The organism is Pedobacter cryoconitis, from assembly GCF_001590605.1.
GTDB classification, from domain to species: Bacteria; Bacteroidota; Bacteroidia; order Sphingobacteriales; family Sphingobacteriaceae; genus Pedobacter; species Pedobacter cryoconitis_A.
In genome coordinates this window covers 1,815,823-1,828,336 of sequence record NZ_CP014504.1, presented here as the reverse complement: position 1 = coordinate 1,828,336, position 12,514 = coordinate 1,815,823, and the positions used below count along the sequence as shown (strand labels likewise).

Genomic DNA, 12,514 nt, shown 5'->3' with positions numbered 1-12,514 from the left:
TAAAATCAATAAAAAGTACATCGTCGAAAATCTTTGTGAAAACCGGATGCGTCCACAAATGCATTGTAACGGTAAATGCTACTTGATGAAAAAAATTAAGCAAGCAGAACAAAACGAGAAAAAACAAGATCAGCAGCGTTTACTTAAAGCTTTGGAACTTAATTTTATAGTAAGGCCATTGCGCGTAATTTTTTCACCTGTTGTGGAAACCAGTGAGCTGAAACGTAAATTTTATGCCGGTTGCTTTTTGTATTTGAGTCAATATGCAAATGGTATTTTCCATCCTCCTCAGTAATCTTCTGTCCTTTAGAATAATCAGCTTAGGCTGGAAGAAGAAAGAATGCGTCCAGGAATCCCTGGATGTAGCATACTGATGCCATAAATAATGACCTATCATGGAGGAAAAAATACCGAAGTATAATATAGACTTCAAAAAGAAAGGACAAGCCCATTTCCTTTTACGTTCAAGAGAACGTGAGGATAATTCCATTGAACCCTTTAAAGATCCGCACAGCCATAATTACTATTGTCTTAACCTTTTATACGAAGGAAAAGTAACACACTTTGTTGATTTACAAGCGCAGGAAATACAGGCTCCGGCCTTGTTATTATTGAATATTGATCAGGTTCATATTCATAATGAGCTTAAGGATTGCAAAATAACCTCAATGGCGTTCTCTGCCGACTTTGTGCACAGTCAGAACAAAAAACTGGGAAATTATCTGGAAACTGTTTTTTCACAATCTCACATTAAACTGTCTGATTCAGCATTAACCGAGCTGGACAAGTATGTACAATTAATCCAGTTAGAAAATAGTAAGGGTAATCAACAGGATTTTGAAATCATTAAATGTCTGCTTAATATAATTTTGATTCAATGTGCCAGACTTAGCGAAGAAACCAGCAAAGGTGTTAGTCACAAGCAGGACCTATTTACTCATTTTAAAGAGGTGTTGAAAAAGCATTACAAACACAACCATCAGGTCAAATTCTATGCTAACGAATTAAATATCACTACTGAAGTTCTGAATCAGCTTGTTAAAAATGCAAGCCATAAAACGCCCAAGCAACTGATAGATGAACGTTTATTTACAGAAGCAAAAAGACTGCTCTACTGGTCAGATATTACTGTAAGGGAAGTCGCCTGGGAACTGGGATTTGAAACAGATGGCTATTTTAACCGGTTTTTTAAAAAGTATGCTGGTTCAACTCCCAAAAAATTTCAAAATGCAATCCATTTAACCTGAATAAATACTTAATAGGGTAAAAAGCGGCTAAACAGCCGCTTTTTATAAGAACGCTTATAAGTGTAATTAAATACGGCAAAAGTGTAGCTTCTTCCTAATAGGCTGTTTGTTTCTTTGCATCAGTGTACCAAATTTAACAGGTGCGCTCTTTAAAGGAATGAAAAATCAAATTATTAAAACGATCCTCTTATTGTCAGGATTATTTGTAATCCATTTAAACTCAGACGCCCAATCAACCCCTGCCCCTGAAGGTCTTTCGAAGCTGACCCTGGAATTCAATAATGTAGTAGGGGAAAAGCCGCTGAAGTTACACGATGAATCCTATACTAACGAGGCTGGAGAAAAGTTCAATATCACCACTTTCAACTATTTTATCAGTAATATTAAACTTCATGAAAAAGGTGGAAAAACTTATATAATCCCACAGGATAGTAGTTATTTTCTAATTAAAGAAAATGATTCAGCCAGCAAAAAAATCAATGTTTACGTTCCTGAAGGGAAATACTCAGCCATTACATTTACGATTGGAGTGGATAGCCTGAGAAGTACCATGGATATCAGCAGACGTACCGGCGCACTTGATATTTCAGGAGGTATGCTGGATGGAATGTACTGGACATGGAACAGCGGTTATATTTTTATGAAGTATCTACCGAAAATCAGGCGCGGTGAAAAAGAAGCATTTGATAGTGTTATTCCTGTTTTCCATAGTGATTCTGTCATTTAAGGAATTTGGATTTGAGGGTTTTGTTAAACCAGCTAATTTTCCCTGGCCAGTTTATGATCTCGCAAAAAATCCAGTCACTAAAGAAGGCTTTGAACTAGGCAGGATGCTATTTTATGAAGGAGCTTTGTCAAGAGACAATAAAATTTCCTGCGGTTCCTGTCATATCCAGTCAGCTGCATTTACGCAGCATGGGCACGATGTAAGTCATGGAATAGAAGATCGTTTGGGAAGCCGGAATTCCCCGCCAATTATGAACCTTGCCTGGAATAAATCTTTTTTTTGGGATGGTGGTGTTTTTCATCTGGATATGTTTCCGGTTTCACCTATCACTAATCCTGTAGAGATGGATGAAAAGATGGAGAACGTGCTGATAAAACTCCGCTCAAAACAAGAATACAGGGAAAAATTTAAAGCCGTTTATGGCTCAGATGAAATTACAGGGACGCAAATTTTTAAGGCACTTTCCCAATTTATGCTCCTATGTATCAGTAGTGATTCTAAATATGACAGTGTAATGCGTAAAACTGATGTCCGTTTTACAGTCGCTGAAGAAAAAGGCTACCATATATTTCTTCAGCATTGTAATCGTTGTCATCAAGCGCCCCTTTTCACGGATGGATCGTTCAGGAATAATGGTTTAAATAATCAATTCAACCCGGATAAAGGCAGACAGACCATAACACTTGATCCTCAGGATAGCTTTAAATTTAAAGTCCCTTCGCTAAGAAACCTAAGTTACACTGTGCCTTATATGCATGATGGCAGGTTTACCAGCATAGATCAGGTATTAGATCACTATACAAAAGGAGTGCAGGATAGCCATACCCTTGATCCTTTATTAAAAAATAAGGGTCAGCTGGGAATCCAGATGACAGCTGCAGAGCGCCTAAGCCTGAAGACCTTTTTAAAAACACTGGATGATAAACACTTTATTACAAGAACAGATTTATCCGAACAATAATATGAAAAAAACAGCAATAGTGACACCTTAAAAGGAAGCCCTGAACGTATGGAGATGGCATCAATAGATGGAATCCACATACATATCGTTTACAGTTCCCCTGGCGTAAAAGGCCGGGTCATTTGGGGTGGTCTGGTACCATTTGACCAGTTATGGGTAACCGGTGCACACCATGCCACAAAAATAAGTTTTAACAAAGATGTGCTCATCAATGGCCAGAAGTTAAAAGCTGGAGAATACGCCTTCTTTACGATACCAGGTAAAAAACATTGGACACTTATCTTTAATAAAAGGGTCAATCAACACCTTGCCGATGATTATCAGCAAAAAGAGGATGCATTACGTTTAGAAGTTATACCTGTGCAATTGCCCGGTACTGTACAAAGACTTACTTACCGGATCAGAAAAGATGAAGGAAAAGGAGGAACTGTAAGTATGCAATGGGAAAAAATAAATATATCATTTAAAATCTTATCCAATAAAAATCATTAAATTCTTATCCTATTGTTTAGGAAGCACTAAGATTATATAAATGAAACACAAGATAGCTGTAGAAAATCAATTGGTATATTTTCGGGAATGCCTGGCTCAATTTCAGACTTTTACCGACCAGGAGTGGGACATATTTAGTTCAGCAGTTATTCCGCATACCTTAAAAAAGAAGGAGTTACTTTTTAATATAGGTGAAGTCTATCAATCTATGGCGTTTATTTTTGATGGAGCAGTACGTTACTTTATAGATAAAGATGGTGCCCTGCTGACGAATTATTTTAGTTTTAAAGGGGAATTTGCAAGCGCTTACAGCAGTTTCATTTCAGGGAAGCCGGGCGTTGTTGGATTAGCAGCAATTGAAAAAACACAGTTGCTGCTGATCACTAAAAAAAGCTTGGAAGCTTTTAGTGAAATCCCTGCCATTGCTTTAAAAGCAGAACAAATGAGAAGGAGAATTGCAGAACATTATATACTTTGTTATGAAGAAAGAATTGGCACATTTTTGTTAAAAAGTCCTGAAGAAAGATATTTGTCCTTATTGAATTCAGGAGGAGAGATTTTTCAAAAAATACCACAACATTACCTGGCAAACTATCTTGGAATTACTGCGGTCTCTCTTTCGCGAATCAGGAATCGTTCCATGGGAAGAGCTTAATTTCTTAGCTATTGTTAACGTTTTAAATTAACCGCGGTCCATAAGTTTGTTTAAAAATAAAACATATGGACAGTAGAATATTTGATACCTCTGATTTTAGAATTACAGAAGTTATATTACCCGGTGTTGCTGAACCTAAAGACTTGTTAATCGAAGAAAGATTCTTAAGCAAACCCAAAAATGGAGAGGTGATCCTGAAAGTGGAAGCAAGCGGAGTTTCCTTTGCAGAGCGGGCTATGATGAGGGACAAATATCCCGGAATGCCTGAATTTCCTTTTGTTCCTGGTTATGATATGGTAGGGATGGTAGTTGCTACAGGTCCCGAAGTTGATCCTTCACTGATCGGTAAAAGATTTGCTGCATTAACCAAAACAGGCGGATGGAGTTCTCATTCACTGGTTTGTGCTGCTGATCTTTTATATATTCCGGACGATGTTGATCCTGTAGCTGTTGAAGCAATAGTTGTGAATGGGATTACAGCCTGGCAGATGTTGCATCGAAAAGCTAAAATTAAACGTGGACAGACTATTTTAGTTTTAGGTGCGAATGGGGGTGTTGGTACTATCTTGTCGCAATTGGCAATCCACGCAGGCGTCAAGGTTATAGGAGCAGCTTCACCAAGGCACCATGCAACTTTAAAAGCGCAAGGCATTATCCCTATAACTTATAATGACGTTAAATTTTCTGAAAACGTACGCAAGATTGCGCCTGATGGTGTAGATGCTGTTTTTGACAATATCGGCGGTGAAAGTATTTCCAGGTCTTTCGGCCTGTTAAAATCCGGTGGCACACTGATCAGTTACGCCATTGCCTTTGCGCTGGATCTGAATAAATCTGTTTTACTATCATTTCTTATCTTACTTGCAAAATTATTTTTGCTGAATAGTTTACCCAATGGCCGTAAAGCAGGCTTTTACGATATCTGGTCTGGTAAAGGGGAGGCTGAATTTAAGACAGCAATGAAAGAAGATTTTTCTCAATTAATTAAACTATTGCAGAGCGGTGTTCTAAAACCTCAGATTGCAGCACAGTTCCCATTAGCAAACATCAGGGAAGCAATGGAACTGGCAGAATCAAGAACAACTTATGGAAAAATAGTATTGACTCCTTAATTAAGTTCAAAACCTATACCGTCGATACCTATATTTGCAGTTAAAGCTACAAATGGCCTTCAGAATTTGCTTTTCAGGGTTAATAAGGCTACAATGATCTAATAAAAATAAAAGAACTATAAATAATCTATTTTTTTGTGTCATGAAGATTTTATTGATCATCCTGTTGTCTTATTCCTTTAACCATTTTTGTAATGCCCAAGAGTTGCCTGTTATCAGAAGTGTCGAAAAAGCTTATAAAAATGGTACCCGGAGTACTAAAGGCACGCCTGGCAGACTATATTGGCAAAACACAGCTAATTACAACATTAAGGTCAATTTTAATCCCACCTCGCGTCGTTTAAACGGCAACGTAGATATTAATTATACGAATAACAGCCCCGATACTTTAAAAAACTTATTATTTAAGCTCTATCCCAATTTATATAAAACAGATGCAGTCCGTAATCAATATATCGAAGTAGCGGATATGACTACAGGCGTTCAGATCAATTCGTTCACTATAGATGATCACAAATTAGACAGTACGCAACTGCTGATCCAGCAAACGAATATGAAGGTTACCGTAAAACCTATTTTGCCAGGTCAAAAGGTCCATATTACGGTCAACTACAATTATATTCTTAATAAAACATCGTTTGTCCGGACAGGAGAGGTTGACAGTGGTGCTTTTTTTATTGCTTATTTCTTTCCAAGAATAGCAGTTTATGATGATATAGATGGCTGGAATAAATATCCTTATGCTGGTAAAGAAGAATTTTACAACGATTACGGGGATTTCCGTGCAGAAATAACTGTACCTTGCAATTATCAGCTATGGGCAACCGGAGATTTGAAGAATGCAAAAGAAGTTTACAATCCTGAAATTTTGCAGCGAATTGACCAGGCAGAAAAGAATGATGCGATAATAGATGTGATTACCACTAAAGACCTTAAAAAAGGCGAGGTAACTCTTAATAAGGTAACCCATACCTGGAAATTTGAAGCCGATCATGTGATTGATTTTGCCTTCGCTATGAGTAACCATTATTTATGGAAATCTACCAGTGTACTGGTGGATTCGGTGACTAAAAGACGAACCAGGGTAGATGCCGTGTTTAATACTGATCATGAAACTTATTTTCCTGTGATCGGATATGCCAGAAAAACTGTAGCACTCATGAGTCATTATTTTCCGAAAGTACCGTTTCCATATTCACACGAGACTATCTTCGATGGCCTGGATGCTATGGAGTATCCGATGATGGTTAATAATCTTCCATTTGCAACTCAAATAGAAACCATTCAACTAACTTCACATGAGATTTTTCATAGCTTGTTTCCATTTTATGTAGGCACTAATGAAACTAAATATTCCTTTATGGACGAGGGGTGGGCAACAATGGCAGAGTTTTATTTATACCCTAAGCTTGATTCTGCTGCTGTGATGCGCTATGATTTGAGCAGCTTTAACAATAGTGCAGGTACAGCAGAGGAGGTTCCAGTGATGACACTGACCCCACAACTCTATGGGCGGGACGCGAGATACACGGAGAAAGACCTTAAACCAGCACTAGCAATGGCATATCTTAAGGAAATGCTGGGAGACGAGTTATTCTTGCAAGCTATGCATTACTATATGGATAACTGGAAAGGAAAACATCCAATACCCTATGACTTCTTTTACAGTATGAATACTGGTAGCGGGATAAATTTGAACTGGTTCTGGAAAAACTGGTTCTTTGAAGCGAATGTTCCGGATTTAGCAATCAGTAAAGTTATCCACCAGAAACTGGATTATACTATAACAATCGCCAGTCCTGGAACCCTTGCCGTTCCCATCCACCTGACAATTATTTACAAGGATGGTAGCACACAAACAATTAATCGGAATATCAGTTGTTGGATAAAGGGGAATAAGTTTGTAAAGCTTCATTTTAAAGCCAAAAAGCCAGTAAAGGAATTGGTATTAGGAAGCCCGCTGGATGTAGATATTCAGCCTGAAAATAATAGATTTATCCAAGAAAACGGATAATTTAACTTATACAGTTATACCTGATATAGACCGTTTAATTGCTATTTGATATTCCTTAAAGACATTGCTGAATTCATCAGTAAACTCATAGTTGCTAAATTCATATTCCTCATTTAAGCCCTTGTGAGTTGACAACGTAATTTCACCATACCTGACTATTGGAATTTGATAGTTGTCATTAAATCTTTTATCAGGTGTACCATTTTTATTAACCTTGGCCCATGTCTTGTCAATTATTTTTGTGTCGGCAGGAACAGCACCTGTCTCTGTGAAGCGTACAGCACGCTGTTGTAAATTAATTTCGTCAATGCCGATAATTGCAAAATCTGCCTGGTTATACTGTATAATTATAAAACCGGGATAGCAATACAAATCTGCTCCATTTGCATTTTGAAAATAAAGTGCTTCAAAATTTGATCTCAGGTTAGGAATTGACCTGAACGAAAATTTAACCTCCTGTTTATTGACTATAGTACTTGCTGAAGAACGCGCAACTACACGGTCTTGAAAATGTGCACTTGTAATATCCCAGATTTTATGACTGGTTGCTAATTTCTTAAATGCATTAACCAGCTTGTCATACTTTTCTTTCATTTCTGAGTCAAAATCAATATCGAGTTTGACGTAACAATCTTCAATTGCTGCCTTTGTCTGATGAATAGCTTCTTTTTGCAACTCAATATCTATCTCCAGGTTCTCAGGGATACGCTTGATAAGCAGTCCGTAAAGAAATATATAGCTGAGTATAAGCTTCAACTTTGAAGTTCCTAAACTTGTCTGAATACTTAAAAGATCATTCTCTAATTCTTTCCTTTGTTGGTGAGCCAGGGTAATTGCCTCTTTCACTCCCTGCATATTCTGACTCGTTATTTTATGGATATCTGCACTAAAAACATTACTGGTGGAGGCAGCAGGGGTTTCATAGGAGGGAGGGATTATATTTGCTCCTTTAGTACCAATTGAAGTCGATATACCAGTTTTGCTTAAGTTTAAATGCACTCCAGGGATGATTTTTATACGTTTTCGGAAATTCCAGGCCATTTTTTCAGAATTACAGGTTGATTGATTCTTCAAAAATATAAACACCAGTATTTCTTTTTTACGGGAAACCATAAAACACGGCGCTATTTTTCAAATAGTTTTGCAGCTGTTTAAATGTGTGTTTTGTTTTGAAATATGGGGTATTGTGTATGAAATCTGCACGATACCCATGTGTTTCAAGGTTTGGTATCGTAACTTCCTTTAATTAAGGATTTGTTGTCTTTAAGGATATCATTTAAAGCCTCAGGAAAGACTTTAATTTATAAACAAAAAACCAGTAATCAAAAACCTTAGCTTTGCCCCATGCAAACAAGCGAACTAAGGATCGGGAATTACGTTAAAACTTTATCAGGAAATGATCCGGTAAAAGTAGAATCTATTTCTACCAAAGGCATTAACAGCACGATTGGCACTGAAGCAATTTCTCCTGTCTTGATCACTGAAGAATGGCTGGTTAATGATTTTGGTTTTAAAGACAATGGCCAGGGCTATTACCAACATCCAGAATTCAATTTCTTTTTATACAATGTTGTAGAAGATGAATATTTTGACTGTTATAAACAAGTACCCGCAAACGATGAAACAGGAGATTTTAAAACACTACAACACGTTCATAAACTACAAAACCTGTTTTTTGAATTGTTTGAGGAAGAATTAACTAGTAAGGACTAGTTATTCCCATGTTTCCAAACAACATTGATTTGCTGATTTCCAGATAGGGGGTATTCAAGATGCCCCTTGGGAGTTAGCTTTCCTTTTAAAGGTTTTGTTTCCCCACCAATAGTCACTGTGAAATCCGGTAATCTGGAAGCATCATCCTTAATGATCATCATTCTGCAAGGCAACTGCTTATCACCCAAGGTAGAAAAATGTATGTTTTTCCCCTGAATAGCTTTGAAACCAGTTGTCGGATAATCTACATAGATCATAAAAGATTCATCCGGTACCCGAAGATAATGTCTTGGTAAAATACCAAATGCATTTCCTGCGCCATAAACTTCCTGACCAACCGTACCAGACTTTTGCCAGCCATCTTGCAAGTCTTCCAGCGCAATCCAAAGCTTAGGATCCACTTCCCCGGTCTTCGGCTTTTCCTCCAGCATCTCTTCAGGCAACATACCAGGATAATAATATACAGCCCGGTCAACGAGATAGCGGATATATTCTGCAGTTAATAACTTTACCGACGGAAGGATTTCAACACCCTCAGCATTTTTCAAATAATCATGTAACGCACAGAATACTTCCTGTTCCTCATAAGCGGCAGTATATGGCGCATCATTAAGCGGAAACAACGCAAAGAATTTCGGGAAATTTCTGCCATAACCATAATTGCAATCCCAAATTTGGGTATTGCGGAAGATCCCTGCCAAGCAAAGATAACTAAGATTCAGGTAAAGCTCCTTTTGAGTGATTTTATAAAGACGCAATAATGCACCAGCAGCAAATGTGGTATTATTGGCCTGATAAAATACTTCTAACCCATAAAGCTGCAATGTTTTTGCTGCCTTTTCCGCTTCATCTAAAAAGCGTTGCTCTTTGGTTAACTCCCAGGCTTGAAGCATCACATGGGCATAAATTCCCGCCACATCTTTTTCTCCTCCTTTACCTTCGGCAGTTTCTGCTTTAAGTACCTCAAGAGTATCCATCTTGTAAAAAACAGGCCATTGATATTTGAAATGGCGGGCTACCTTAATTGCAAATTCCAGCGAATCCAGAAAAAGTTTCTCCGCAATCCTGTCGCCTTTCAAAGCAAGTCTGGACAAATTGAGTAAAGGGTGGTGCAAATACCATGAATCCATAACACCTGGTTGCTTCTGTTCTTCTTCCCCTTTTAGTTTTTCTTCAGCAGCAGGTAACCAACGCATAATCGAGCCTATCTTCTTGTTATAAAACGCAGGTAAACCATCTTTAATAGTTTTCATGACTTTAAGCTCCTTTTTACTCCATTCTGCATAATCCACTAATGGGAGCAATACCGCTAGCTGTACCATGATTTCTGGTGGAGTATTGTAATCACTTACATAAGCATTGAAGTATTGATGTCCCGCTACCTGGCTCCAGCATCCCGGACTTTCTATCAAATCTTTTAAACCCTTGTCCAGAATTTCGGGCCAATGCTGATAATTGGTTTCTGGTCTTGGAAGCAGCAAATAAATTCTTGCCAGCAGCTGGAGAAATTGTTTGGCCAGGTGAAATTCTTCAACAGCAACCTGTTCATCGAAAGCTATAAATGCAGCTGAGATAGTCACCTCTTTCCCTGCCTTTAAAGGCTGCGCTGTTGCTGCAGGTAATGCAAAACCCATTTCCGGCCAGCTACCACCAACTACATCTGCACAAGAGGTTTGAGTTTGCTGGCAATAATCAGCCAGTGCAGTTAAATTTTGTAAATAAAGGATAGCTGCTGAACTTGGTCTGGTTTGGGTCATGTAAATTAATCCTGTCCGGGTCCCTTCCTGACTTACATGTATCTTTCCCGCTGTATTTTCAGGATTGCCATTTTTACCAGTGAGCAATATATCTCTTGGCCAGAATGGAATAAAAAGGTCCTTTGCCGGTGTCAGCGTTGTCGTATAGCGTAATACAGGTACTGATGACTGCTCATCTATCATGATGGTTACTTGCTGTGTCCCACTATGACTATCGAGCTTAAACCGGATACCCTGGCTATTTTCTGTCACTTTTTTTACTGCAAAAAATCCTTCGGGGCTAAATGCTGCCCGGAAAGCAACGCGACCACCATTCGGCATTTTAGTTGCAATCCAGATGGAATCTTTATGCTGATAAACTTCAAATTCAAAACTACCTGCAGTTTTAGTATAAAGTGCTGTTTTAATTTCTGCTAATTCAGAACTTGCACTTAATGCCCAGGGAGATAATCCGTTCATAATAAGCTATGTTTAATTTTGATGAACATTTAACACCCATGCTAAAGCTTTGTTTTAAATTGATGTTTTCAAATTATTTAAACAATCCTACGATACCTCATGTTACAGATTTCACTATAGTTTTTACAGGAGCAAATCAGTCCTGAGTTCACTAAAAAACAATTAATTACAATGAAGGATCTTGCCAAACGTTTTCCTGAAAATCCACTGCTGATGCCCAAAGATATCACACCAAGTGCCCAGGGGCTTCAGGTGATCTGCTTACTTAATCCCGGCGTATTTATTTTTGATGGTAAAACCTGGCTGCTGGTCAGGGTGGCAGAAAGTATAAAACAAGTTGAAGGCTGGGCTTTCATCCCTGTACTCAACGATGCAGGGAATTTAGAAATTATGGAAGTGCCTTTAAATGACCCGGACCTAATTGCAACAGATGCCAGGATATTTAATTACAAGGGCTTGGACTATCTGACTACGGTATCACACTTGCGCTTGCTGAGCAGCGTGGATGGAATAAATTTTTCCGAAGAAGTAAACTATCCCGGCCTGTTTGGTAAAGGCAAACTTGAACGCTATGGTATCGAAGACTGCAGAGTTTCGCTGGTAGCAGGACTTTATCATCTTACCTATACCGCAGTTTCGGAAAATGGGGTCGGAGTTGGGCTGCAAACCACCACAGACTGGCAGCACTTTGAACGTAAGGGGATGATCTTACCTCCGCACAATAAAGACGTTGCTATTTTTGAGGAAAAAATTGGCGGTAAGTTTTACGCATTACACAGGCCAAGCAGTAAAGATATTGGTGGTAATTATATCTGGCTGGCAGAATCTCCCGATGGACTGCATTGGGGAAATCATCGATGTATTTTGAAAACCCGTCCTGGAATGTGGGACAGCGCAAGGGTTGGCGGTGGCGCATCACCAATTAAAACTGAACAGGGCTGGCTGGAAATCTATCACGGTGCTACAGCGGAACATCGGTATTGTTTGGGTGCATTTTTAATGGATATGGAAGACCCGTCAATTGTTCTTGCCAGAAGTATTGACCCCATTATGGTACCCTTGGAAAGATATGAGCTCAGTGGCTTTTTTGGTTTTGTTGTTTTTACAAATGGGCATGTAGTTCATGGAGATCAGCTGACTATTTATTACGGCGCCGCCGATGAATTTGTATGCGGAGCTAATTTCTCTGTCCGGGAGATTTTGGGGTCGTTAAAATGGGATTCCTGAGGATCATCATAATGATACTGAATAAATGACAACCACAAAATGAGGTGGATGACAATTGATTCTTATCTTCATTTATCTTGAATTATAACTGATTATTTTGTTTATCTTTCTTAGCGAAATAGCTTAACAATGATTAGTTTTGTTCGATTA

12 protein-coding genes are annotated in these 12,514 nt (G+C 38.4%); 10 read left to right on the top strand and 2 right to left on the bottom strand.

The window, feature by feature from the left end:
- The first annotated feature begins 85 nt into the window (after positions 1 to 85).
- The 8 genes from AY601_RS07810 (at position 86) to AY601_RS07775 (ending at position 7,208) form a co-directional block, all read left to right on the top strand.
- Positions 86 to 295 carry a hypothetical protein gene (locus AY601_RS07810; RefSeq protein WP_068398837.1) on the top strand — a complete coding sequence of 70 codons (210 nt, stop codon included), beginning with the start codon at positions 86 to 88 and terminating at the stop codon, positions 293 to 295.
- Positions 296 to 395: 100 nt separating this feature from the next.
- Positions 396 to 1,247 carry a helix-turn-helix transcriptional regulator gene (locus AY601_RS07805; protein WP_068398835.1) on the top strand — a complete coding sequence of 284 codons (852 nt, stop codon included), beginning with the start codon at positions 396 to 398 and terminating at the stop codon, positions 1,245 to 1,247.
- Positions 1,248 to 1,404: 157 nt separating this feature from the next.
- Positions 1,405 to 1,974 carry an MbnP family protein gene (locus AY601_RS07800; RefSeq protein ID WP_068398832.1) on the top strand — a complete coding sequence of 190 codons (570 nt, stop codon included), beginning with the start codon at positions 1,405 to 1,407 and terminating at the stop codon, positions 1,972 to 1,974.
- Positions 1,916 to 2,935 carry a cytochrome-c peroxidase gene (locus AY601_RS07795; protein ID WP_068398830.1) on the top strand — a complete coding sequence of 340 codons (1,020 nt, stop codon included), beginning with the start codon at positions 1,916 to 1,918 and terminating at the stop codon, positions 2,933 to 2,935. The genes AY601_RS07800 and AY601_RS07795 overlap by 59 nt, the downstream gene beginning before the upstream one ends.
- A gap of 48 nt (positions 2,936 to 2,983) precedes the next feature.
- Positions 2,984 to 3,427: a DUF2911 domain-containing protein gene (locus AY601_RS07790; RefSeq protein WP_084359159.1), complete on the top strand. Its 444-nt coding sequence runs from the start codon at positions 2,984 to 2,986 to the stop codon at positions 3,425 to 3,427.
- 40 nt (positions 3,428 to 3,467) lie between these two features.
- Positions 3,468 to 4,082 (top strand): Crp/Fnr family transcriptional regulator, encoded by a 615-nt coding sequence (locus AY601_RS07785; protein ID WP_068398827.1) that lies wholly within the window; start codon positions 3,468 to 3,470, stop codon positions 4,080 to 4,082.
- A gap of 65 nt (positions 4,083 to 4,147) precedes the next feature.
- Positions 4,148 to 5,194, top strand: coding sequence for a medium chain dehydrogenase/reductase family protein (locus AY601_RS07780; protein WP_068398825.1), 1,047 nt, complete (start codon positions 4,148 to 4,150; stop codon positions 5,192 to 5,194).
- A 142-nt stretch (positions 5,195 to 5,336) separates the two neighbouring features.
- Complete coding sequence (locus tag AY601_RS07775; RefSeq protein WP_068398823.1) at positions 5,337 to 7,208, top strand: M1 family metallopeptidase; 1,872 nt, start codon at positions 5,337 to 5,339, stop codon at positions 7,206 to 7,208.
- A 6-nt stretch (positions 7,209 to 7,214) separates the two neighbouring features.
- Here AY601_RS07775 and AY601_RS07770 read toward each other — a convergent pair whose 3' ends face one another.
- Positions 7,215 to 8,249: a DUF4236 domain-containing protein gene (locus tag AY601_RS07770; RefSeq protein WP_068407303.1), complete on the bottom strand. Its 1,035-nt coding sequence runs from the start codon at positions 8,247 to 8,249 to the stop codon at positions 7,215 to 7,217.
- 303 nt (positions 8,250 to 8,552) lie between these two features.
- Here AY601_RS07770 and AY601_RS07765 point away from each other — a divergent pair, with 303 nt between their 5' ends.
- Positions 8,553 to 8,921, top strand: a complete 369-nt coding sequence (locus AY601_RS07765; RefSeq protein WP_068398820.1) for a hypothetical protein — start codon at positions 8,553 to 8,555, stop codon at positions 8,919 to 8,921.
- Here AY601_RS07765 and AY601_RS07760 read toward each other — a convergent pair.
- Complete coding sequence (locus AY601_RS07760; protein WP_068398819.1) at positions 8,918 to 11,137, bottom strand: hypothetical protein; 2,220 nt, start codon at positions 11,135 to 11,137, stop codon at positions 8,918 to 8,920. The genes AY601_RS07765 and AY601_RS07760 overlap by 4 nt on opposite strands.
- A 171-nt stretch (positions 11,138 to 11,308) precedes the next feature.
- On the opposite strand from AY601_RS07760, the gene AY601_RS07755 reads away from it, so the two are divergent.
- Positions 11,309 to 12,364 (top strand): glycoside hydrolase family 130 protein, encoded by a 1,056-nt coding sequence (locus tag AY601_RS07755; protein ID WP_068398817.1) that lies wholly within the window; start codon positions 11,309 to 11,311, stop codon positions 12,362 to 12,364.
- Positions 12,365 to 12,514: the final 150 nt, after the last annotated feature.

What these genes read in the sequence shown, in the direction of transcription:
- AY601_RS07810 (WP_068398837.1), top strand. Translation starts at nt 86, where the DNA reads ATGAAAAAAATTAAGCAAGCAGAACAAAACGAGAAAAAACAAGATCAG.
- AY601_RS07805 (WP_068398835.1), top strand. Translation starts at nt 396, where the DNA reads ATGGAGGAAAAAATACCGAAGTATAATATAGACTTCAAAAAGAAAGGA.
- AY601_RS07800 (WP_068398832.1), top strand. Translation starts at nt 1,405, where the DNA reads ATGAAAAATCAAATTATTAAAACGATCCTCTTATTGTCAGGATTATTT.
- AY601_RS07790 (WP_084359159.1), top strand. Translation starts at nt 2,984, where the DNA reads ATGGAGATGGCATCAATAGATGGAATCCACATACATATCGTTTACAGT.
- AY601_RS07785 (WP_068398827.1), top strand. Translation starts at nt 3,468, where the DNA reads ATGAAACACAAGATAGCTGTAGAAAATCAATTGGTATATTTTCGGGAA.
- AY601_RS07780 (WP_068398825.1), top strand. Translation starts at nt 4,148, where the DNA reads ATGGACAGTAGAATATTTGATACCTCTGATTTTAGAATTACAGAAGTT.
- AY601_RS07775 (WP_068398823.1), top strand. Translation starts at nt 5,337, where the DNA reads ATGAAGATTTTATTGATCATCCTGTTGTCTTATTCCTTTAACCATTTT.
- AY601_RS07770 (WP_068407303.1), bottom strand. Translation starts at nt 8,249, where the DNA reads ATGGCCTGGAATTTCCGAAAACGTATAAAAATCATCCCTGGAGTGCAT.
- AY601_RS07765 (WP_068398820.1), top strand. Translation starts at nt 8,553, where the DNA reads ATGCAAACAAGCGAACTAAGGATCGGGAATTACGTTAAAACTTTATCA.
- AY601_RS07760 (WP_068398819.1), bottom strand. Translation starts at nt 11,137, where the DNA reads ATGAACGGATTATCTCCCTGGGCATTAAGTGCAAGTTCTGAATTAGCA.
- AY601_RS07755 (WP_068398817.1), top strand. Translation starts at nt 11,309, where the DNA reads ATGAAGGATCTTGCCAAACGTTTTCCTGAAAATCCACTGCTGATGCCC.